Annotated in this window: 15 protein-coding genes; 6 read left to right on the forward strand and 9 right to left on the reverse strand. The window is 55.6% G+C overall.

The features are described 5' to 3' along the window. Window positions 1-7: 7 nt before the first annotated feature. Window positions 8-4,201: a VWA domain-containing protein gene (locus MFFC18_RS25630; protein WP_084416692.1), complete on the reverse strand. Its 4,194-nt coding sequence runs from the start codon at window positions 4,199-4,201 to the stop codon at window positions 8-10. A 519-nt stretch (window positions 4,202-4,720) separates the two neighbouring features. After that, complete coding sequence (locus MFFC18_RS05620; protein ID WP_148618664.1) at window positions 4,721-5,230, reverse strand: hypothetical protein; 510 nt, start codon at window positions 5,228-5,230, stop codon at window positions 4,721-4,723. A 411-nt stretch (window positions 5,231-5,641) separates the two neighbouring features. On the opposite strand from MFFC18_RS05620, the gene MFFC18_RS05625 reads away from it, so the two are divergent. Then, a complete protein-coding gene (locus MFFC18_RS05625; RefSeq protein WP_084416691.1) occupies window positions 5,642-6,778 on the forward strand; it encodes a S1C family serine protease in 1,137 nt (378 codons plus the stop codon). Then, entirely contained in the window at window positions 6,775-7,518 is a 744-nt protein-coding gene (gene ispD / locus MFFC18_RS05630) for a 2-C-methyl-D-erythritol 4-phosphate cytidylyltransferase (protein WP_075081682.1), read from the forward strand. Before MFFC18_RS05625 ends, ispD begins: the two co-directional genes overlap by 4 nt. A 368-nt stretch (window positions 7,519-7,886) precedes the next feature. Here the strand turns inward: ispD and MFFC18_RS05635 are convergent, their stop codons facing one another. Next, window positions 7,887-8,900 carry a type II asparaginase gene (locus MFFC18_RS05635; protein ID WP_075081680.1) on the reverse strand — a complete coding sequence of 338 codons (1,014 nt, stop codon included), beginning with the start codon at window positions 8,898-8,900 and terminating at the stop codon, window positions 7,887-7,889. 140 nt (window positions 8,901-9,040) lie between these two features. Here MFFC18_RS05635 and MFFC18_RS05640 point away from each other — a divergent pair, with 140 nt between their 5' ends. Further along, the gene (locus tag MFFC18_RS05640; RefSeq protein WP_075081679.1) at window positions 9,041-9,760 is read left to right on the forward strand and encodes a hypothetical protein; all 720 of its coding nucleotides are present in this window, start codon (window positions 9,041-9,043) and stop codon (window positions 9,758-9,760) included. A 25-nt stretch (window positions 9,761-9,785) separates the two neighbouring features. Here MFFC18_RS05640 and MFFC18_RS05645 read toward each other — a convergent pair whose 3' ends face one another. From MFFC18_RS05645 to MFFC18_RS05660, 4 genes are read right to left on the reverse strand one after another with little or no spacing between them, the layout of a single operon-like run. After that, window positions 9,786-11,234, reverse strand: coding sequence for an ankyrin repeat domain-containing protein (locus MFFC18_RS05645; protein WP_075081678.1), 1,449 nt, complete (start codon window positions 11,232-11,234; stop codon window positions 9,786-9,788). Between the two features lie 6 nt (window positions 11,235-11,240). After that, window positions 11,241-12,587, reverse strand: a complete 1,347-nt coding sequence (locus MFFC18_RS05650; protein WP_075081677.1) for a DUF1552 domain-containing protein — start codon at window positions 12,585-12,587, stop codon at window positions 11,241-11,243. Further along, window positions 12,584-15,001, reverse strand: a complete 2,418-nt coding sequence (locus MFFC18_RS05655; protein ID WP_075081959.1) for a DUF1592 domain-containing protein — start codon at window positions 14,999-15,001, stop codon at window positions 12,584-12,586. Before MFFC18_RS05655 ends, MFFC18_RS05650 begins: the two co-directional genes overlap by 4 nt. A 58-nt stretch (window positions 15,002-15,059) precedes the next feature. Next, a complete protein-coding gene (locus MFFC18_RS05660) occupies window positions 15,060-17,873 on the reverse strand; it encodes a COG1361 family protein (RefSeq protein ID WP_075081676.1) in 2,814 nt (937 codons plus the stop codon). Window positions 17,874-18,192: 319 nt separating this feature from the next. Here MFFC18_RS05660 and MFFC18_RS05665 point away from each other — a divergent pair, with 319 nt between their 5' ends. The 3 genes from MFFC18_RS05665 to rsmH all read left to right on the forward strand — a co-directional run bounded on the left by MFFC18_RS05665 (window position 18,193) and on the right by rsmH (window position 20,088). Next, window positions 18,193-18,516 (forward strand): YbjQ family protein, encoded by a 324-nt coding sequence (locus tag MFFC18_RS05665; RefSeq protein WP_075081958.1) that lies wholly within the window; start codon window positions 18,193-18,195, stop codon window positions 18,514-18,516. 27 nt (window positions 18,517-18,543) lie between these two features. Continuing rightward, on the forward strand, window positions 18,544-19,059 hold the full coding sequence (locus MFFC18_RS05670; protein WP_075081675.1) for a YbjQ family protein: 516 nt from the start codon (window positions 18,544-18,546) through the stop codon (window positions 19,057-19,059). A 141-nt stretch (window positions 19,060-19,200) separates the two neighbouring features. Beyond that, window positions 19,201-20,088, forward strand: coding sequence for a 16S rRNA (cytosine(1402)-N(4))-methyltransferase RsmH (gene rsmH / locus MFFC18_RS05675; protein WP_075081674.1), 888 nt, complete (start codon window positions 19,201-19,203; stop codon window positions 20,086-20,088). Between the two features lie 71 nt (window positions 20,089-20,159). Here the strand turns inward: rsmH and MFFC18_RS05680 are convergent, their stop codons facing one another. Next, the gene (locus tag MFFC18_RS05680; protein ID WP_075081673.1) at window positions 20,160-21,281 is read right to left on the reverse strand and encodes an alpha/beta hydrolase; all 1,122 of its coding nucleotides are present in this window, start codon (window positions 21,279-21,281) and stop codon (window positions 20,160-20,162) included. A gap of 3 nt (window positions 21,282-21,284) precedes the next feature. After that, window positions 21,285-22,478, reverse strand: a complete 1,194-nt coding sequence (gene dprA / locus MFFC18_RS05685; RefSeq protein WP_084416689.1) for a DNA-processing protein DprA — start codon at window positions 22,476-22,478, stop codon at window positions 21,285-21,287. Window positions 22,479-22,501: the final 23 nt, after the last annotated feature.

Here is a 22,501-nt window from a genome sequence, read left to right on the forward strand (position 1 = left end):
ATCGTTTCTAGAAGTTGCCGCCGCCGCCACCGCCAGCACCACCGCCGAATCCGCCGCCACCGCCAGCACCACCACCGCCGCCTGTTGCATTGTCGGCGTTACCGAGGATGTTGAAGGTTTGGACTTCAGTAATTGTGGTAATGTTTGGTGTCGCACTGATCAGCACGTACAAGCGATCAGCAGTTGTCGCATGATTCACCTGAAGTGCCGTGCCGGTTTGCAACTGCGTGATTTGTGGCGTGTAACCCACAACGCTTGGAGAGAAAGTTCCGAACGAATTCTGGTTTCCACCGTTGTTTCCACCAGCACCCGGGAAGAAGTCATCTCCGCTTCCGTTTCCGCCACCCGTGCCGCCGTTGCCACCAGGAGCCTGAAAGGCAAAGTTTCCAGGCCACAGGCTTTCAGGAGAGACGAAGTTGGCCATTTTTTGAGCCAAAGCCGTTTGCTTGATCGCCATCTTTTTGCGAACCAACGTCTCCAGCGTATGCTGGTCAAGGTCGTCAGTACGACGACCGTCGCTCAACTTGAACAGAACGATGGCTCCTTTTGAATCCAGCTTCACAGCCTTCTGCAAACTGGCTTCGTCATCAGAATTGAAGTGGTTGTGAATCGCGACGTTGACTTTACCGGACGTGACTTCACCCATCATGCGACGGATAATCAAACGGTAGTCACCAGAGAAACCTTTTGGCAGAACGTACTGTTCTTTCATCAGGCCCGATTCCGATTTGCCGATCGAGTAAACGTCACCGTAGTAAACGCCGCCGGCAGTCGTGCGAGGATTCAGGCGAGAGCAGATCGTTCCGCCGGGCTCTTCGACGTAAACATCAATGTCAGCATCACCGGTCCACGAGACTTCGATGAAGCAGTCACGATGCTTGGCCTTCATCAATTCGTTTTCGAATTTAGCCAGCTCTTCCGTGTTTCCACTTTTCTTCAGTTCTGTCTTGACTGCTGCCGCCGCGTAACGGGCACGCTTCGTCAATTCCGGTCGGTCCGGCCATTCCTGTCCAAGGACTCCCGCAGAAGACCAACGCATGCCGTCGACATGATTGTTGCTCTCTGCAATCGCCAATCCAACTTCGTAGGGTTGAACCAGTGAAGGATTGGTTTTTGAAAGGTCTTCGAGAACACGAAGGGATCGATCAACCATGCCATTCTTTGACATGTACATCGCAGCGATCATTGCATCCTGAAGGTCATCCGACAGGTCCACCGCTGACATGATGGCTCGTTCGATTTCGCTTGTCGGGCGACCGAGGATCTGCATCGACAGTCCAAGAGCCTGGAACATCCATGAAGAATTGCCTTGGTCGTTGCGAATGGCTGCGTTGATCAGAGCCACAATTTCTTCGTGGCGATCTTGTGAAACCATGTGGCGAACAGTCGCCAGAACCGCCTTTGATTCGGGCTTGTTCGATTTGAAGTAAGCATCCCAGGCAGCGATTGGATCTGCTGACGGAGCAACTTCAATCAAGTTGCCAGGCTTGAAAGAAACCGTGTTTGGCTTGACCGCTTGAGCAGGCGTTTCTTCACTGATCGAGAAACCGACCGCAGCGTCCTGGATGCAGAATACACCACCGCCAGCACCACCACCGAAGCCACCACCGCCTCGACCGCCGCCGCCGCCGAAGCCACCGCCGCCTTGACCGCCGCCACCGAAGCCACCGCCGCCCTGGCCGCCGCCACCGAAGCCACCACCGCCACCGCTGAACGCAGTTGGGCTGCTTCGAGGAGCAACAAGGTCACCGACGTTGTAAACGTCTGTTACCAGATAGTCTGGCTCGTTTTCATCGTCGATCGAAATGATCAGCAGGACTTCGTCTTTGACAACATAGGTCGCGTCAACCTTCTTGAGCATCGTACGCAGGCCTTTGCCCAACGTGATGCCAGAAAGGTTTGAGAAAACGTCGGTGTCGTCGTCCAGGATACCTTCAAGGTTCTGGTCAATTACGATGTTGATCTTCATCTCTTTGGCAAGCTCAGCCCTCACGTCACCGAACGGTTCGTTGTCGTAAATCAGGTCGACACGCTCGTCCAATTGATCAAGAATGCGACGCTCGTTCTCGCCACCAGCAAGACGTACGTTCTGATACTTCGCACGCATTGCTTTCTTTTCGATCCACTCCTCAGCGTCCGGGAACACCAATGGAGGATTGCCCGGGATTGGGTAAGTCGATTTGTAAATTTCGCGAACAGAAGCCGTAAACAGGCGTTCTTTATCGCGACGAATCTTCAGCAATTCGAAATGAGACCGTGCGATACGAGCACGCTCGGTAGCCAAAACGGGTTCCGGGGTATTCGGATACGCCTCGTAAACCGAATCCGCGACGTTTTCAGCAGTCTCGTAGTTGCCTTCGCTCATCAGAGCATTGTATTGAGCCAACAGTCGGGCGATCTTCTCTTCGTTACGCTCGTAATTGAGAATTTCGGCGCGAATCGAATCGGCAGTCGCATTGTTGCGACTGGCAAGTTGCTGTTGCTGGTCGAACTCAAGTTTGCGACGAGTCGCCGACATCAGCGAAGACTCGAGACGATGACGAAGTTCAGAGACCGTTCCCTGAGTCAACTCAGGAGTTTGGTCAACGACTTCCAGCATATTCTTGAGACGCTCGATCGCAGCCGCAGGATCGGTTGACTGTTCCTGAAGAGCACGTTCTGTTTCGTACTGAACCTGCTTGCGAAGTTTCTCGTTGATGATGCGATCGCGATCTTCTACAGACAGGATCTGCTCACGCAAGTCGTCACGCTCGGCTTCCATCAGCATTCGGCTGATGTCGCTCTGCGGCGTGCCCATCACGATTGGATCGGAAATAACGGCTTCTTCCGGGACAGGAACAATATCCACTGGGTCTTCGATGATCGTGCCTGGTTGCTGCTGGTTAGGTGCAACTTCCATCTCTGAATCGTCGATGTCCAATTCAATGCCGCCGGGAACGTCCTCTGTCGGAGTTTCAACAGGTTCGCCGAAAGGATCTTGTGGATCTTGTTCTTCGACTTCGCCAAACGGATTTGATTCTTCCTGCAAACGATAGCGAGCCGCCAGCGCGACGCGACTTTCGTTCTTCGGAGCCGCGGAAGCAATCGCTGCCGTGCCGTTGGTCGTGACGTTGCTTCCGCCTAACAAATTCAAGTCGACCGCACTGTCGTTGACCATGCGAGCGTACTCAGCCAGTCCAGCTGAGCCGACTGTTGGCAACGAAACACCGCCGTCTTTGCGGACTTCCTGCAGCATCTTTGGCAGGAAAGCAAACTCGCTGGATGCACTTTCAGGTTGAATTGACCAGGCCTTGGTAACTTCGCGGCCGTCCATGATGCCTTTGAGTTCTACATTCAACGCGTTGCGATCAGAGATCGATCCAACCAGAATCGTGTCGCGATCGGTTCGCATCGGAGGGCACTTGCCAGGGTAAACTTCGACAAGATTCTCAGGAAGCTTGGCGGTTTGTGGCCAGAATACTGAACCGTGAACCGTCTTCGCCAATGCCATCGAGCCCTTGCTGACCGAGTCAGTCGCATCGGTGTCGACGACGATGTTTCCGCCCGAGTTGTTAGCGAGAGCCGCCAACAGGGCAATGTTTCTTTCTGGGCCGATCGCGAAGCTGGATACTGAAATTTGCTTTTCAGCCAGTCGCTTGACCGCGTCGGTGAATGAGTCCGTGTGGAGGATTCCGGCTCGGCTGATCCCGTCGCCAACGTAAACCACGTTGCGATTGCGGGAATCGTCTGAGTCAAAGCTCTCGATCGCGGTGTCGATCATCGACTCCATGTCCGTCGAACCCAACGCAACCCGGTTGCTGAGGTTTTCGATCGCGACCTGTACTTTGTCGTCGAGCGGACTCACGAAGCCACGATAAAGAGCGACAGCTTCGAGGTCGACTGCGAAAATCGCGACTCGGTCGTCACCGCTGAGGTTGCGAATGAAACCGCGAAGCATCTCGATCGAGTCTCGCTTGAAAGCACCTGTTTGGCTGGCCGAGGTGTCAACGAAAACGATGATATCGCTTGCTCGTTGATGGTTTTGGCTCTCGGGTCCGATGCTCAACGCGAAAGAAGTTTCGCCAGCGTCCTCAAACGTCGCCATGCGAGCCGGCGACGCGTTTTCAATTTGGGCTGCCAGAACTCCGGGGTTTGCAAACGACAAACCAACCAGAGCAACAAAAATTCCTCGAAGCGCGACTGTGGCCGTGCGTATCGACATGATCTACTCCAACACGAATTGTTTAACGAGGGCTCATCTCCCTCACGAATACGCCCGCCCGGTTTTGCCGGGTCATGGCCTTCTCAAGTTTATTTGGGGCTTGAAGCGATGCGAACAAAAAATGTCCAAAATCAGCTGTCCAGTTCCCACTCGTGGCCTGCTAACCCGAAAGCCTCGCAAGCCATCCTCGTTAATATGCAAGCCCCATGCCAAGACCGATCTCGGGAAAAGTGCTCACTTTGAGGATTCGTTGCCCTGTTTTGAAACACCCAGAAGGTGCAAATGTGGGCAACTTTGCCTAGATCGGACCGCCACAGGACTCTGACGCAGCGAAAACCGCTATCTCGAGGCTCTTTGGGACAGCAGGACGTTTTGAAAACTGATCAGCCCGCCGTTGCCAGCTGGAGAATCCTTGCGTGCTGTTCGTGTCGCAACAGCAACATGCCAATACAATCGTTCCAGCTCGAACAACCGGACGGCGACGAACGATGCACGGCTGCTCGACGGCCCCCGAAGACGCTAATTCAGCAACATGAAGTTTTGGACCATTCGCAACCATTGCAGCGGAAGCCGTTCTGCTGGAGTGATGCAGATTTGCAGAATCGTACCTGCGTGCTGGCCAAACAACCGCATTGCAGTCGAGAGATCGGTCACCGATCCCATTCCCCGGAAAAGCACAGGAGCGACGTGCTTTTTCCGGGTTCGATGCGAGCTCAATTCGACAGGGCTTCGTCGAAAGCACACTCGTCCGTGACGCCGCAGCGCGATCACGGAAATTTGCTTCACCGTCGGACGCTTGGCTACCTTGGCCGCCGTATAGTCGAAGTTCCATTTCAACCTGGACGGCGGAACGAACACGGTTTGGCACGGCGTCGCCGCTTTCACCGGCGAGGAAGACAACGCGTAGTGATCTGCCGGAAGGAGCAGATGGCTCGAATCAAACGGCGCGAAGTCTGCTTCGGAAAACAGCTGGCAGCAATCCGGCGGCAACGCGTCACCGGCGTGAGCCTTTGATTCTTGGAGTAGCAAGCCAAGAGTAAAACAGAACGCCAAGGACCAGCAGCATATGAAAGTTCGCCTCATTGGACGTGTGTCTCCGGGAGTGATGGAAGATCCATTCCTGATACGAAACCAATCGTCGTTAGCAAGGGTTTGCCTGTTAACTAAAACAGGCATTTCAGATAAACGCTGAGGGTCGTGGTCGACTTTTACGGCCTGGTTTGGTCATGATCAACGTAGCTACAGATGCAACCGTCCGGGCTTTACCAGTTTCCCCACTATCAGGCATTGCGTCCTTCTGCTGCGGAAAAGTGCGGCCCACCTCTGGATTGTGATTTCACGTCGCTATAATTCGGTTCCATTGCGTGCGGCTCGAAGTACGCAGATTCGAGTCGCCTGTATCGCGATCCAAACTTTCACTCAACTACTTTTGGAGTTCCAATGAAGAACAATCTGATCATGTGCCTCGCGTGTGCGTGCATTGGCGGATTGATTGCCATCGCTCTGACTCAAGGCAATTTCGAAAAAGTTGCGACTGCTCAAGCTGCTGCCGCCGCGCCTGCGCAGCGAGCCGTCGATGGACGAAAATTTAGCCCGGAAGAGCTCAACAGTATCGCGGTCTACGAGAAAGTGAACCGCAGCGTCGTGAACATCAACACGACGGCCTTTCGCCGCGGGATGTGGTTCGGCGATCCGGAACCTCAGGAAGGCAGCGGATCCGGTTGGGTGATCGACAAGGCTGGCCACATCGTGACCAACCATCATGTGATCTCAGGCAGCGATGTCGTAACGGTGACGTTGTTCGATGGCGATCCAATACCAGCAGAAGTCGTCGGCTCTGACAAACAGAACGATATCGCCGTACTCAAAATCAGAACCGATCCGGCAATGCTGTTCCCGGTCGAACTTGGTGAATCGTCTGACCTTCGTGTCGGGCAAAAAGTTATGGCGATCGGCAACCCGTTCGGGCTGGAGCGGACGTTGACCGTGGGCATTGTCTCGAGTCTTGGGCGCACGCTGCGATCAAAGACGAAGCGGCTGATCAAGGACGTGATCCAGACCGATGCGGCGCTCAATCAAGGCAACTCGGGCGGACCGCTCGTTGACAACGAAGGCAAAGTCATCGGTATGAACACGGCCATCGCCTCGCTGACCGGCGGCAATACGGGCATCGGTTTCGCGGTTCCGATTAACACCATCAAGCGAATCATTCCACAGCTGATCGAATTTGGTCGCGCGATTCGCGGGACGTTGGGGATCGACGTGTTTTTCAAAACAGACGGTGGTCTGGGCGTTGGGCGAGTCATCGAAGGCGGACCGGCAGCCGAAGCGGGCGTCCAGGGCTTGCGAATCGAACGGGTTCGCCAGCGTCGCGCTGATGGAATCGTGGTTGAGTATTTGCGTCCCAATCGCGAAGACACGGACAAGATTGTTTCGATCGATGGTCAGCAGATCAAGACCACCGATGACTATCAAGCCGCGATGGATTCGCACAAGCCAGGCGATGTGGTTGATGTGGTTTGCGAACGAGGCGGCAATGAGCGCACGGTCAAGATTCGTTTGGGCATCGAACAATGAGTCGTTTCGCGGTCATCGTCGCTGCTGCCGGAAGCGGAACTCGATTTCAATCCGGTAACCAGAAGAAGACTTACGCCGTTCTGGCTGGTAAGCCTTTGTGGCTACACAGTGTGGAACGTTTTGCGGCGCGTGACGATGTGGACCAAATTGTGATCGTCGTTTCGCCGGAGGATGAGGTCTGGTTTGCGGAGACTTATGGCGATTTGTTGGCGGCGTTGCGAGTCGATATCGTGGCCGGCGGAAGTGAGCGTTTTGAGAGCGTGGAGAATGGTCTGTCGAGAGTCCGCAGCGAAATTGATTTCGTCGCGGTTCATGATGGTGCACGGCCCTGTTTGAGCGGCGCGTTGCTGGAGCGAATTTTCGCCACGGCTCGCGAACACGGAAACGCGGTGCCTGCCGTTGCGGTCAGCAGCACGCTCAAACGATCTTCGGACGGCGTTCGCGTTGGCGAAACGGTCGACAGGAGCGAGCTGTTTCAATCGCAGACGCCTCAGGTTTTTCGCCAATCGGATTTGGAAGCCGCTTTCCAGAACCGCGGCGAATTGCAGCCAACGGACGAGGCTCAGTTGATGGAAATGCTCGGCCACCCGGTGTTTCTGGCGGAGGGCTGTACGCTGAATCGAAAGGTGACTTCTCAGCAGGACATGCAGTTTGCAGAGGCTGCGATGAGCGTTCTTTCGACGTCCGATTCCAAACCGGTTCATTTTGATGGACCGATCGGTGATTCGACGTTGCGTTAGCTCCGTGGCTGCGGCTTCCAGCCGCAGTGATTTGCATGATGTGGCGATCGGTTGTATTGGCTTGTCGTCTTTGCCTTGGCTTGCTGGCTTCGTTGTAGCGACGGCTTCCAGCCGTCGTTATTTGCATTGCCACCGCTGACCATCTGCCTTCGCTGTTTCCTGTTTTGTTTGTGATCCGCAGCTTCAATGAATTCCAAAGAATACAATGCTGGCCCGCCGATCACCGCAACGGCTGCAAGCCGCCGCTACGACATGCAGAATACTGCGGCTGGAAGCCGCAGCCACGAGACATGCAGCCACGAGACATGCAGCCACGGGAAATGTAGCCGCGAGCATACACTCTCACAAAAAAACACCGCGACACGGACCTAATACGTCCAGAAATAATCCTGGACTACACCAACATCATCCGTCTGCGTCAGCCCCAGTTGCAGCAACACTCGCGCCTTCGCCGGGTTCAATTGATCCGACACCACAAACCCCTTCGCGTCATCATCGATCTCCTGATTTCGCAACACCGCACCGCTGCTGCTGCGGGTGCTTCGCACGATCACAACGCCCTGCTCTCTCGCGTCAAGCATCGCCTTGATCGCACGGTTGGACGCGTTTCCGTTACCAACGCCCGCCAACACGATACCTCTGGCTCCCATCGCAACCGCAGCCCGAATCAAATCGCCGCTCATGTTCGAATGAGCAAACACAACCACAACCGGAGGCAACTCTTCAATCGAACGAATGGAAAAAATGCTGTTCGTGGTGTGCCTCCGCTGCGGCTTGCGAAACATGCGAAACGTTCCGTAATGCAACGCGCCGAGCAATCCCATGTTCGGCGACTCGAACGCCTGAACGGTCAACGTGTTGGTTTTGGTGACTTCTCGCGCTCCGTGAATCGAATCGTTGGCCACCACCAGGACTCCGTGCCCGATAGCTTTGGTCGACGCCGCCACGGCGACAGCGTTGTAAAGGTTCAAAGGCCCATCGGCGCTGAGTGCCGTTGCCGGGCGCATCGCGCCGGTCAGCACCACGGGCTTGTCACTATCGACGACCAGGTTCAGAAAGAACGCGGTCTCTTCCATCGTGTCGGTGCCGTGAGTGATGACCGCACCGGAAACGGAGTCGTCGGAGAGAGCTCTGTCCAGTTCTTTGGCCAGCTGCATCCACACGACATCGTTCATGTCCTGGCTGCCGATCGAAGCAATCTGAATCCCTGTCAAATTCGCGATGCGGCTTGCTTCGGGAACGGCTTGGATCAGAGTTTCCACGCCGACCTTGCCCGACTCATAGACTCCGTCGTCACCCGACGCTGCCGTTCCCGCAATCGTGCCTCCGGTGGCGATGACGACAACGTTGGGAAGGTCGGCGTTATGATTTGAGTCGGGCATATTCGAACTGTGTCTGTTTTGGTGCGTAAAAATGGTAGCTCGGTGCTTTTCACGTCGGAAATGCAGCACGCAGTGGAGACCGCTGTGCTTCATACTTGAAATGCTCATGGACGCCACGTTGCCAGGGAGAATCATACTTTATGAACGAACCCACAACATCCTCGAAGCAATGGTTCGCGAGAGGAGCCGTCGGCGGCGTGATGATCTTTGCGGCTCTCAACGCGTTATCCTGGTTCTGGCTCTCCGACGCCTGGACGGATCTCTGCGGAGCAACCCAAAACGCCGGTGCGGACGCGATTGGGTTTCCTTTCGAGATTTGGCGGGAAGGCAATTACTACGGCAGTGGCTGGATGATCAACTACCCGTGGCTGGGCGTGAACCTGATTCTAGCGATTGCGATTGCGTTTCTGTTTGGCTGGATCGGAAGCCGGTTTGCATCGCGGCTGCAGCAGTTGGTCGAAGGCGCCGAATCGACGGAACTTCGAAAGTTGAATTTCACGTTTTCCGTGCGAGGCCTGTTTGTCACCACGACAATCGCAGCTTTCTTTCTTGGCATCACGCGAATGTTGGGAGTCTCGCCGTGGCTGTTGGGAGCCATCTACTTTGGCGGGCCGCTAGTGCTGATTCTGATCGCGATGGCGCCGGTGGGTCTCCATTGGGAGCAGCGGATGATCATCGTGGTGGCGTTCGCGATTCTGATGTTGGTCGGCTGTGTGATGGTCGGCACGAAGATGGGGATGGAATTCGATCGCGTTTTGATCGGCGTGTTTATCTGCTGGGTTCCGCAAAGCGTTTTCGCCGCCTTCGCGGTTTTGATGTGGAGCATGTCACCCTTCGTCGCGGGTGAAGCGAAAGCCTGACGCGATGTGCGAGTCACCCAACTGATCACTCGTGTGAGTTGACTTTCTTCATGGCCGCATCAAGGGCCGCCGTCGTTGCGGGCGATGGCTTTAAGCTGCCCGGCCGCTTTCCAGCCGCAATCGAATGAGGCGTCCAGCCGTGTTTGTTCTTCCGGTTCCAGACATTCGGATCCGCACCCAACTGGGTCAACACCGTCACCGCCGAGGGATAATTCCGATACGCAGCGCCGTGCATCGCGGTCTCGCCATTGGCATCGACGACGTTGGGATCGTTGCCAAGCTTGACCAGCATCCGCATCGCTTCGTCGACTTCTTCTTCGGTGCCCGGTTCTTCGCCAACAGCCACCACGCCGACGCCGGCACAAGCCATCAGCGGCGTGCATCCATCAACATTGGGCTGGTTCGGATCCGCGCCAAGTTCCAATAGCAGCTTCATCAGCGGCACATCGGCAGTGCTGGCCGCGAACATGAAAGGAGTCATACCTTTCGCCGTCACCTTGTGTCTGTTGGGTTTGCCATTTGCGAGCTTCAGGTTTACGTCGGCTCCGGCTTTCACCATTCGGCGAACGAACTCGACCGAGTTCACCGATCCTGTGATTCGAGGCGCCGGATCTCCTGCTGGATCGTCACCAAGTTTCGTTTTGCGGACCCAACTGATGGCATGCAACGGCCCATAGCCGCTGCGTTGATCGTTCGGGTCGGCACCCAGTTCCACCAGTCGCAGCGCCAATTCGAAATGGCCGCTTTCGATCGCCAACAGCAACGCCGACATGTTCTTTCGCGGGTTGCGACCGCCGGTGCGTTTAGTTTCCATCACCACGTTCGGGTCGACGCCGGCTTCCACCAATCGCTCAATGACTCGCGTTTTCCCCTGCCGAGCCGCGAATGCGAATGCGGTAAAGCCGGAGTTGGAAAGCGAATGGTCGATGTCAGCTTTGCCTTCGATCAACGCATCGACGGCAGGCACGTTTCCCGCCGCTGCGGCCCACATCAGCGCCGTCTGACCACGAGCCTCCTTCGCGTTCGGGTCGGCGCCAGCAGAAAGCAGCGCTTCCACGATCGCCGCGTTGCCGTTACGAGCAGCCAGCATTAAAGGCGTTTCTTTGCCAAGCCGTTTGGATTCGACGTTGGCCTTGGCTTCAATCAAAAGCTCGACCACATCCTCAAATCCGCGTTCCGCCGCAAGACTCAGCGCCGTCACCGCGTACTCGGTCGCTGCGTCAACGTCGGCTTCATGCTCGATCAACAAGTGGACTGTGTCCGGAGCGTTGTGATAGGCCGCCCAGTGCAGCGCCGTCATGCCGTCGGGCTGAGACGATTCGACATCGCTGCCGGAAGTCAGTTGCTCTTTCAGTACAGCCCAATCTTGCTGTTCCGCCAGGTCCGCGACCGACGTTTCAGCCTGTGTAAAGGCGTTGGGGGCGAAAGCAATGCAAATCGCGACGACAAAAAGCTGCTTGAAAACTTTGATCATGCCGATCTACATCTCCACCGGATCGAACAGGTCTTCAACCGTTCCCGTGCTATCCGAAAATGTCTCCAGTGGCACGCCGACTTTGTTCAGCAACGTCAAATGCAAATTCGAAAGCGGCGTCGGATTCTCGAATCGAATGTGACGACCGCCCTTCAGTTTTCCAGCCGCTCCACCGGCGACCACGATCGGCAAATTCGAATGATCGTGAGCGTCCGGGTCGCCCATGCCGCTGCCGTACAGGTACACCGAGTGGTCCAGCAACGTTCCGTCGCCTTCCGGAATTTCGTTCATGCGTTTGAGGAAATCAGCGAACAGCGAAACATGATAACGGTTGATCTTGGCGACCTTTTCCAGCTTCACCGGATCGTTGCCGTGATGCGTGACTGGATGGTGCGGATCGGAAACGCCGATCTCCGGATAGGTTCGCGTACTCGCTTCGCGAGCCAACTGGAAACTGACGACTCGTGTCACATCGCCCTGAAACGCAAGCAACTGTAAATCAAACATCAGCTTCGCATGGTCGCCGTACTGAGCCGGCACACCGACGGGCCGATCCAGATCCGGCAGCGGGTTGTCTTTCACGTTCCGCTGAGCCATCTGAATGCGTCGCTCAACCTCGCGAATGTTTTCCATATAGGAATCAATCTTGTTGCGGTCCGAACTGCCGACCTGTCGCTTGATTCGCTTGATCTCCAACGTCACCGAATCCAGCAGGCTGGAGCGTTTCTTCAATGCCGCCTGACGTTGCTCGGGCGTTCCACCTTCGCCAAACAGAGTCTCGAAAACGATGCGCGGATGAGCCTCCGACGGCAGCGGTTCGGTTGGCGAAGCCCAGGAAAGATTGTTTTGGTAAACACAGGCGTAACCGTTGTCGCACTGGCCGACCGTCGACAACAAGTCCATCGAAAGTTCCAACGACGGAAGCTGCGAATTCTGGCCGATTCGTTTGGCAGCGATCTGATCCACCGTGATGCCGTTGTAGTAGTCCGTGCTTTCGGTTCGCTTCGCCCGAGCCGCACTTAAAAACGCCGAATTGGAAGTCGCATGCGAACCCGGATAGGCGTTCTGCAAATCCATGTTCGTCAAAACAGTGACTTGATCCTTGACCGCTTCCAATGGCGAAAGACTGAACGGAAGCTTGTCCAGCGTGTCGCCGTCAGGAATCCATTTCGCCGGATTGAAGCCCATCGGAACGTAAACGTAGCCGATACGTTTCAGATTCTCCTTCGCTGCAACGGTCGCGGCTTGCGCCGTCATCGCCGGAATCATCGAATCGAGCAACGGCAGCGCGACCGCCGCCCCGACGCCTCGCAACAGAGTTCGACGGGAGATACATTTTTTGCGGATGATCATTGGCCAGTCTCCGGGTTTTCAAAACGTTCATTCAATCGCAAACGAAACGGATCGCTCAACACGATTCCCGTCACGATGCTTGAGAAACGATAGTCATCTTTTGCCGCAGCACTTTCAATCGAACGAACCGCCGGACCGTCGAAGGGCTCTACGGCTCGGCCCAGTCCATACGTGATCAGCTTTTCCGTCAGCGTGCGGACAAACATCTGCGGACGCTCAAGGATCACGTCCTCAAGTTCTGCCGCTGAGCTGATCGGTTTTCCGGTCGGGAACATGCCTGCCGCGTCGACGTCCAGCGTCCCCTCAAAAGTTCTCCATCGACCAACCGCGTCGTAATTTTCCAGAGAAAAGCCAATCGGATCCATGCGATCATGACAGCTCGCACAGGCCGGGTCGGCTCGGTGCGCTGCGAGACGTTCGCGAAGCGTGCTGACCTCAAGCGTCGTGTTTTCTTTCAGGTTTGGAATGTTCGGCGGAGGCGGCGGTGCCGGAGTTCCCAGGATGTTTTCCAGAATCCAGTTGCCGCGAATCGTCGGCGAAGTCCGGGTCGCGTACGACGTCACCATCAAAATGCTTCCGTGTCGCAAAATCCCGCCGCGTCGACTGTCCGCCGGAAGTTGGACTTTGCGAAACTCGCTGCCGCGCACGTTCGGGATTCCGTAATGCGTTGCCAGCCGGTCATTCAGGTAAGTGTGTTCTGAGCGGATCAGCTTCAACACACTGCGATCGATTCGGACAATGTCGGCGAACAGTTGTTCGGTCTCGAGACGAAACGACTGTCGCAGGTTGTCGTCGAAGTCCGGGAACAGCCGCACGTTGGGCGTGATCGATTCGAGGTTGCGAAGGTAAAGCCACTGCGAGGCGAAGTTTTCGACCAGTGATTTCGACTTGCCATCGGCCAACATGCGTTTGACTTGATCTCGCAGCACGTCCGGTTCGCTCAATCGGTTGTCCGTCGCAAGGCCTAACAGTTCCTCGTCCGGAATGCTGCTCCAGAGAAAGTAGGAAAGCCGCGATGCGAGTTCGATGTCTGAGATCTGTTGTGTTGGTTGGTCCCAGTCGCGATTTGCTTCGATGCGAAACAGGAAGTTCGGGTTCACCAACAACGACGACACCGCGGACTCGATACCTTTTTCAAAACCGAGGTCGGAACCGCCATCGGAGAATCCTTCATCGAAAAAACGCATTGGCGTTTCGAGGTCGTCCTCAGTAACCGGGCGGCGGAAAGCACGACGAGCAAGCCGCTTCAGAATCTTCTTCGCGTCGTCGCGAGTACTTTCGTTTCCGCGCGAAATGTCACCAAAGATCAAGCGGCGACTCTCGGTTTGTCCTGCTTCTCCATCATCAAACGGACCCACGATCGACACCTGATAGATCGCCGGGGTGCGACGCGGGTGGCGGTGGCGATTGAAGTTCGCATCAAAAGGTTGCCGCTTTTCTTCTACCAGCGACGAAAACGTTTTGGGAAAAGTAATGCCCAGCGAATGTTTGCCGGCCTGGACTTCGATTCGGGTTTTCAGATGCGAATCCGAATGCGTGAAATCGCGATTCTCCCAATTGCCCTCGTTCTTTGGCGGAACGACCTGAAAGCGATGCATCCGTTTACGATCCAACAACACGTCGATGTCATGTTTCCGATGCAGGCCTTCCACTTTCTCATCACGGTCGCGCGTCAGTTTCAATTCGATTTCGTACTGGCCGGACCTGGGAAAATGATGTTCAATCAGCGTGCCGCCGCGAGTTCCAAACGGCAAGCCCGGAACGTGGTCTTCCTGCGAACGGTCCGCCGGAATGCGAATCGTCACGCCGCTGGGGCCATTGCCGACTCCACCAACCGCGGCTCTGGCGATTTTCTGCGCTGCCGAAACGTATCTGTTCAGGCTCATCGGCGAAAGCTCTTCCACCGTGATGTTGTCGAACCCGTGACTCGATTCGTCTTTCGGCAAATAGTCCGCGGCGTTGATCTGAATGCCCAGCAGATCGCGAACAGAATTCTGATACTCCGTTCGTGTCAGGCGTCGGACCGATCCGATCCGTCCCGATCGCGGATGCGTTTGGCTGCGTTTGTGCAAAATCTGCGACAGCGAGCCAGAAAACTTTTGGTATTCGTCTTCGGGGGGGCGATCGGCTGACGCTGGAGGCATCTCGCGTGCATCAACGCGGCGAAGAATCTTCTCCCAAGCGGCTGTATCAAGACGCTGCGCCGAAAATTGATCGGCCGAAAAAGACAACGGTTCGAGATCGAACGAGCCTTCCGGTTCTGCTCCGACATGGCAATCGATGCAATGGCTCTCAACAAAATCCTGAATGTCATCCAGGCGAAGTTGAAGTTCCTGAGCGTGCAGAAGTTCAGCTTGGGCAATGGTCGTGAAAACGAACAGAATGGCCAGTTCGGCAATCAGAGAGACGCGCATGGTGGTTCCGCGTTGGGACTGAGTTAGCCCCATTGTATCTCATGGCTGCACTGAAGATCTACTGCGAAACGTTGACGAAATCTACCAAGTCAAGTACTTCCGTCTGATTGCTTTGTGTGAAAACCCGCACGGCATGTTTGCCCTGGGTTTTGCCTGTCACGTACAGCACGCCGCCGAGTTTTTCGTCCGGTCGCAAGGACCGACGCGCGTCAAAATCGACGGTTGGTACGTCCGGATAAAGTTGGTTGACTGTTCGCAGGCCAGAACTGCCCGGATCAAAATTGCTGTATTGTAAGCCTGCGGGTAGCACCAGCGAGATTCTGACGTTTTCGTGCACGAAATTGTCGTTATTTGTGATCTCGAATTTGACCGGTGCTTCCTGGCCACGCGAAACGCTAACCGGCGTTTGAAGAGCTTCAATCTTCACGCCCAGTCCCGATTGGTTCAGCGAAGCATTGTCTTGAGGGATGCCGATCTGTGATTCACCCTGTCCGCCTGAGTTAGGGATCGTAGGTGTCGTGTCAAAGTCGGGTACATTTCGATCAGTGCCTCGGCCATCATTCTCTTCATTGGGCTCGATGCGAATCGAAAGCTCTTGCGTGGAAGTCACTTCCTCCGCAGACGTGACGGTAAAGATCATGTTTGCGTTTCCGTCGACGCTGAGCCCCTCGTACTGAATGTCGACTTCCTTCGAATCGCCAGGCTCGAGTCGTCCCAGTTCCAGCAGCAACGGATCACCGTCGGCGATTCCCTGTTCCGGACCACGAACGTTGTCGCTAAACGCGTTCGGCACGATTGATGGTTCAAACTGGTTTTCAATCGCAACCGAGTTGAGCGGAACGTTGCCCGTGTTGGTGACGACAGCCTGAACAAGCGTCATTTCCCCGACACGAATCGGAACGCCGCCACGAAGTTGAATGCTGACTCCGGAAGAACCGGTTTGCGAAACGATGACGCATTCGAGCAATCCGGCGTCGTGGCCTCCGTCGGCGACAACGTCCAGTCGGAAGCACTGACGACCGGCCTGGATCGCCTGGAACTGAACGGGAATCGTCTTCTTTTCACCGAAAGGAATTTCGTCGACTGAACCTTCGATAATGCGTGATGACTGACCGGACGCGACAAGGCCTGCGTCGGGCGTGATTCTCAGATTCACGTTTCGGAGTGGCTCATCGCATTGATTCACCAACCCAATCTGATAGGTGATCTCGTCACCCACGTTAGCCGTTTCCGGGCCTTCGATTTCCAGGCCAATGCAGGCACCGGAGATTTCCGTTTGGGCACAGGCTTCCGTGCGCAACCGATCAGATTCGCTGGCGACTTCAAAGCACATGCCGACATTGCCGCGTTTCTTGCTGCGAAGCTGTAGATCGATGACTCGAGGTTGGCTGCCAGGAGCGATATCGCCAAGCTCCCACTGGTACTGGTTGCCATATTGAGTCGGTTTTGGATTGCTGGAAATGTACTCGATGCTCGGATCGAAATCCTTTGTCGTGACGACGACGCCGCGAGTCAGTTGATCGCCGGGATTGCTGACTTCGACTCGATAGTTGAACGGTTCATCCGAGACCGCTTCTGCAGGACCGATAGCCCGGATCGTCAACGCAGGAGCACTCCATGTAACCTGAGTCAATCCGCTTTCGACAACCAATTCAGGCTCGCTGCCGAACGCCGGACGCACGACATCAACGCGAACTTGCGTGACTCCGGGCTCAAACTGGCCGGCTCTTTGCCGAATCTGGGCGATGGCCTCGCCGGACCGACTGGTGGTTGCCTCAGCCGTCTGCGAACCGGCTGGTGCGAACTCGGCCGGGGCGCCGCCAACGATTGAGTAACGGACTTTCCAGCCCTCGACGCCGCTGCTGCCGTCGGAACGTGTTACGACTGTTGTCAACGCGGAAACGGTTCCAGCCGTGGCAGAGATCGGAGCCGGAATCGACCAGGTTCCGTCCACCCAGTGAATTCGAGTTGAAGAACGACGTCGGTCCCAGCCTTCTGCATTCGGTGCAACGCCTGTTAGCCAAGTCGTACCCGGCGATTCGGAAGACAGGCTCAGGTAGGTCTGACCTTCCCGGAGTTGAATGTCGTCTGCAGGAGTCGGCGTGCCTCGCGTCAGCATCAGTGGTTTCAGTCCCGTGCGCCCCCACGCATACTGACCGTCGAACTTTCTCGCCGACGGGCTGACCACTTTGTTGAACGTCGTGTGCGGCTTGATTCCGCCGACTTCGATAATCTGCCCAACGCTGTCATTGGAAATCATCCATTCAAGCGGTTGATTCTTTACGAAATAACCATCGCCGCCACAGATCCCGGCCAGAACGACGACTTCACTGCCGACGGGCGCGACGATTCGCGAGGGCGTCATCATCAGTTGTCCGTTTTGCCCTGGAGTCTTGTATCCGTCAAGTTTTGGGATGAAGTGCCGTTTCTTGGGTTGGCTGTTTTTGCATCCGCCCAAGCATTGGGAGTCGTTGCAATTTGGATTGCCGCATGGCGGAGCAACGGGTGCTGGCGTGAACGCTGGCCCGACAGGATAGTTCGATGGCTGAATGAGGTTCTGTTGCGAGCGATTGAAACCAGGCGTTTGAAAGGTTTGGTTGGGTTGACCGAAACCATAAGCGGGTTGTGGGCTTTGAATGCGAGGCTGAACTTGAGGGCCTTGATAGCTCAGTCCGCGTTGCGTCGGCCCGAGTCCCAGCGAGTTGATCGTTCCGCCTTGGGGAGCAACGATGCCCCGGTTTTGCGGCAGGACGCCGCGGCCAAGCGGGTCGAAGGTCTGTCCACTGGCGATTGAAGTAACAAGGTTGCACAGCAAGACCGCGACAACGATGGCGAACATGTATCGCGATACGTTTCGAATTTGACGTTCCATGTCGTCGGTCCTTGAGAGATGCAAAATCCAGCGTGGAAGCATTACTTGCCGATTTCGCAAAGGCACTTGTTTCCGACTGCATAAAGTTTGTTTTTCCTTGAAGACGTAGCGGTTGATCCGGCTAGCGAAACTTTGCGTGCAAACAGGTTGGCTGTATCGACTTGGGGGCGGCTTCATTCGCGACAACGTCCTGTCGCCGCTGTTCCTGGAACCACGAACTTCACCGTGTCGCCAGATTGAACCGCGCACACCAACCCGTCAAATTTGGCTACATTATTGGCTTACTGCTTTCCCAACAATCAACACGGATCCGAAACTCATGATTGTCGTCAACACAGAAACTGTCGCTGGCTACCGCGTCGTCGAAGTCAAAGGAATTGTTCAGGGCAACACGGTACGCGCCAAACATGCCGGCCGCGACATTGCGGCGGGTTTCAAAAACCTCGTCGGCGGCGAGCTCAAAGGCTACACCGAATTGCTGACAGAATCGCGACGTGAAGCCATCGAGCGAATGATGGGGCAAGCGCAGCAGCTGGGAGCCAACGCGATCGTGAACGTTCGCTTCACGACCAGTGCAGTCACGTCCGGAGCTGCCGAGCTTTACGCTTATGGAACTGCCGTGGTTGTCCAGCCGATTGCCTAACTTAGCCATTCAAAAAAGGAGACAACCATGGGTGTTATCATCGCATTGGTGATTACCGCTTTTTTGCTGACCTTGGGCTTCGTGGCAGGAACGGTAGCGGAAAAGAATCATTTTAAGCGGCTCGATGAGCGTGAAGCGGTCAATCGTATGACGTTGCAAACTCAATCGAAGATCTTTCTCAGCCCGACGTCCGGTGGCAAAACACCGACGATGATCCACAGCGAGACCGTGATTGCGAGCGACTATTTCAAGAATTTCCTCAGCGCGTTTCGAAAGTTTTTCGGTGGCGAGATGAAAAGCTACCATTCGCTGATGGAGCGCGGTCGCCGTGAGACGCTGGCGAAATTGATCGAACAGGCCAGCGGGATGGGGTATAACGCCGTTTGTAATGTGCGACTGGAGCCGGCTGACGTTTCCGGCGCCGTGACGAATCCGAAAAATAAATCCGTGATGGTGTGTATCCTTGGAACCGCGACTGCGTACGATAGCGATGTGGTGACGACGGCGCCGCCGGTGAAGATCGAGAAACCTGCCGAAGGCTAGGGAGTTTGAAGCTGGTTCAAGCCGGGAGTTTGGAAGCAGGATTTGGGAAGCATTACCGTTTTCGTTTTGCGGAATTTTAGACTGGCCGCCGTCGAGTACACCGATCAACTTGCGAACTGAAGAGAAACTGACTGGTATTCGATGACGATTCATATTCCCGTTCTGATGGATGAAGTCCTTGAGGGCTTGCAACCGGAAGGCAGCAAAGTCATCGTCGATGGAACGCTCGGCGGCGGCGGGCACACCGCTGCGATCCTGAAATTGCTGGGGCCGGAAGGTCGCGTCATTTCTTTCGATCGCGATCTCAATGCGGTCGAAGAAGCCGCGGCAAAGATCGATGACCCACGCTTCACGCCGATCCACGGCAACTACGCGGACTTCCCCGAGCACCTTAAAGCGATGGGCATCGAGGCGGTTGATGGCGTGCTGTTGGATTTGGGTTATTCCAGCGATCAATTGGCGGATGAAGATCGTGGGTTCAGCTTCAACAATGATGGCGAACTGGACTTGCGGTTTGACCGCCTCGATGGCGAACCGGCGTGGCGGTTGGTGAATCGGCTGAGCGAGAAACATTTGGCTGATTTGATTTACAACTACGGAGAAGAGCGGCTTTCGCGTCGTATCGCGAGGAAGATCTGTGCGGTTCGCGAGGCCGATCCGATCAAGACTTCGCAGCAGCTTGCCCGAGTCGTCCGTTCCTGTGTGCCGCGGTCAAAGAATCACTCGATCGACCCGGCGACACGAACGTTTCAGGCCATTCGCATCGCGGTCAATGACGAGCTGAAGTTTCTGCAAGAAACGATGAAGCGGCTGCCGCAGTTTTTGAAGCTCGATGGCCGGGCTGCGATTATCAGTTTCCATTCGCTGGAGGATCGGATCGTGAAACGGGCGATCAATGGCAGCGATGAGATGGAGCCGATCAACCGGAAACCGATCACGGCGTCTGACGCGGAGTTGGATGCGAATTCGAGAAGCCGCAGTGCGAAGTTGCGAGTTGCCAAACGGATTCAGGCAATTCCGATGAGATAAAATAGTACCGTGGAACGGACTTGCAGTCTGCGGATACAAGTCTGGGACAGACTTGCCTACTGAGCGCGAATTCAACGCGACAACTTTTCGCCGTCGATACCAACTGATTCGCTAACGATCGGCGATTCTGCGATCCCCCATCGGACTATAAAGGAATGTCCGTCCCTGTTGCTCGTCATTGCGTCGGCAAACTCGCTGACGTCAGGGCCATCGTCGCGAAGGATTAGAAATGTCTCCAATTCAGTCGCTGATTTGGGAAGCCGATTGTGTGCCATCTTGAACTCCTCAATCCAATTGATCATCCGTTCCATCCTCTCGTAGCATTCCTGCTTCGCCAGCAAACCTTCCAATCGCGCCAGACTATCGATCAGCAAACTGGTTCGCGTGAAGGCTGACGCATGACCGTCACGGGTGAGTATCAGTTGGCATTCGACATCCGCTTTCTCGCAGCACTTCGCAAACTCCTCTGGCGAAGTCGCCGGAACAAGTGTGTCGGAGGTTCCATGGAATACCACGGCCACAGGATCGTCGTTGGTCACATAGGTCACCGGAGAAGCTTTCGCGTACCGCTGCGGATTGGCAGCTTTGGTTTCCCCTAGCCAGTAAGTCAGCGTCGTCGACTGAGCGTCAATCCAGCTGAACTCCATCGGGGCTCCTCCGGCGATCAAACCATCGACTCGGGAACTGTGTTTCGCGTAAGGCTGTTGGACTTCACCCTCCAAGCCATCGTCCTTGTCAGTCGTTGCCAGAAGCGAAGCCAGATGCGCACCCGCCGAATAGCCGAATGCGTAAACCCGATCGGGGTCAGCATTGTATTCCTTCGCGTGTTCGCGAATCCAACGCACCGCATGTTTGCAGTCGTGGATTTGGGCCGGCCACTTATGTTTTGGAGCCAAACGGTAGTTGATCGCCATCACCACGTAGCCACGATTTGCCAGAATTCTGGCGTGTCGATACATCGCGAACTTCGTGCCCGTCGTCCACGCACCACCATGGATCGCCAGCATCACGGGCCGCGGTTCGTCCGATTTCGGCTGGTAGATGTCGCATTTCAGTTCGTAGTCCTCGCCCGACGCAAACACGATCGCACCGTGTTTCTCGTGCTTGAACCGAACGCGTTCAGTTTCTTGTGCGTTGACCGTTTTGAGCAACGAAAAAATTAGAACTGAGAATATCAAGAATCGAAAATACATCGTCTAAATCCGTACTACTGCCGTGCCGCTGACTCGACGAATCAACCGTCGCATTTCCAGAACGCTAACGGTTGAAAGCACTCGCGCCGCTGGCAATTCACTTTGCTGGATCAACCAGTCGACTTCCGTGGCGTCTTCCGAAATCAGCTGCAGCACCAAAGTTTCCTGTTCGTTCAGTTTCAGTTCCGCCGGTGACCGAATCGTCAGTGACTCGCCTGAAGAAGTTTCAATTTTCGCGGCTGTCGGCAGCGGTCCGAGGTGTTCCAGCACATCGTCAACGCTCTGCACCATCGTAGCACCGTCACGGATCAGCCCGTTGGTTCCTTTCGACATGCGATCGGTCATCCGACCTGGAACGGCGAAGACTTCGCGGCCCTGTTCGTTGGCCAGCCGCGCCGAAATGAGGGCTCCGCTGCGATCGGCGGCTTCGATAACGATGACTCCCAAAGAAAGCCCGGTCACGATCCGGTTGCGTCGCGGGAAAGATCCGCTTTTGGGAGCTTGTTGCGGCAGCGATTCAGAAAGCACCGCTCCGGCGCCGGCTTCGCTGATTTCGTCAGCCAAAGTCTGATGTTCGGGCGGATACATTTTCAGCAATCCACCGCCGAGCACCGCGACGGTTCGTCCGCCAACGGCGAGTGCGCCGCGATGGGCTGCTGCATCGATGCCGCGTGCCAGTCCGGACACGATCGTCAGACCAGCCAAAGCCAAACCTCGGGCCAGTTGATCGGCGACTTTAATTCCGTAGCTGGTCGCGTGCCGAGTTCCGACGATGGCGATTGAAAGTTCATCGCAGGGCAGGAGTTCACCTTTTGCGAACAGGATCGCGGGCGGATCGTAAATCTCTTCGAGGCGTTTCGAATAGCCGGGAGTACCGCGTTGCAAAATCGAAATGCCGTGCCCCTGGCAGCAATCCAAAACGGGCTCGATATCAACTTCCGAGGCCAACGCGATGTTGCTGCCGAGTTTTGCACCGACTCCGGGGACGTTTCGAATGTCGCTTGGTGCGGCCGCAAGGACTTCTTCTGCCGAACCAAATCGCTCGATCAGATCACCGTAGATGCGGGGCCCAATGCCCGAGACCATTTGCAATCGAAGTGCCGCATTGCGTCGAGCGAACTTTTGCTGGACGGTTTCAGACGAAACGCCTTCCGCCGATTCGGTAAGAAAATTGTTGTTCTCAGGCAGCTCGCTCATAGCAGGATTATCACCTTTTGAGC

The organism is Mariniblastus fucicola, assembly GCF_008087665.1.
In the GTDB taxonomy this organism is placed as follows: Bacteria; Planctomycetota; Planctomycetia; order Pirellulales; family Pirellulaceae; genus Mariniblastus; species Mariniblastus fucicola.

Bases quoted from the DNA above. Each gene is read 5' to 3' on its own strand.
- MFFC18_RS25630 (WP_084416692.1), bottom strand. From the start codon at position 4,201: ATGTCGATACGCACGGCCACAGTCGCGCTTCGAGGAATTTTTGTTGCT.
- MFFC18_RS05625 (WP_084416691.1), top strand. From the start codon at position 5,642: ATGAAGAACAATCTGATCATGTGCCTCGCGTGTGCGTGCATTGGCGGA.
- ispD (WP_075081682.1), top strand. From the start codon at position 6,775: ATGAGTCGTTTCGCGGTCATCGTCGCTGCTGCCGGAAGCGGAACTCGA.
- MFFC18_RS05635 (WP_075081680.1), bottom strand. From the start codon at position 8,900: ATGCCCGACTCAAATCATAACGCCGACCTTCCCAACGTTGTCGTCATC.
- MFFC18_RS05640 (WP_075081679.1), top strand. From the start codon at position 9,041: ATGAACGAACCCACAACATCCTCGAAGCAATGGTTCGCGAGAGGAGCC.
- MFFC18_RS05645 (WP_075081678.1), bottom strand. From the start codon at position 11,234: ATGATCAAAGTTTTCAAGCAGCTTTTTGTCGTCGCGATTTGCATTGCT.
- MFFC18_RS05650 (WP_075081677.1), bottom strand. From the start codon at position 12,587: ATGATCATCCGCAAAAAATGTATCTCCCGTCGAACTCTGTTGCGAGGC.
- MFFC18_RS05655 (WP_075081959.1), bottom strand. From the start codon at position 15,001: ATGCGCGTCTCTCTGATTGCCGAACTGGCCATTCTGTTCGTTTTCACG.
- MFFC18_RS05660 (WP_075081676.1), bottom strand. From the start codon at position 17,873: ATGGAACGTCAAATTCGAAACGTATCGCGATACATGTTCGCCATCGTT.
- MFFC18_RS05665 (WP_075081958.1), top strand. From the start codon at position 18,193: ATGATTGTCGTCAACACAGAAACTGTCGCTGGCTACCGCGTCGTCGAA.
- MFFC18_RS05670 (WP_075081675.1), top strand. From the start codon at position 18,544: ATGGGTGTTATCATCGCATTGGTGATTACCGCTTTTTTGCTGACCTTG.
- rsmH (WP_075081674.1), top strand. From the start codon at position 19,201: ATGACGATTCATATTCCCGTTCTGATGGATGAAGTCCTTGAGGGCTTG.
- MFFC18_RS05680 (WP_075081673.1), bottom strand. From the start codon at position 21,281: ATGTATTTTCGATTCTTGATATTCTCAGTTCTAATTTTTTCGTTGCTC.
- dprA (WP_084416689.1), bottom strand. From the start codon at position 22,478: ATGAGCGAGCTGCCTGAGAACAACAATTTTCTTACCGAATCGGCGGAA.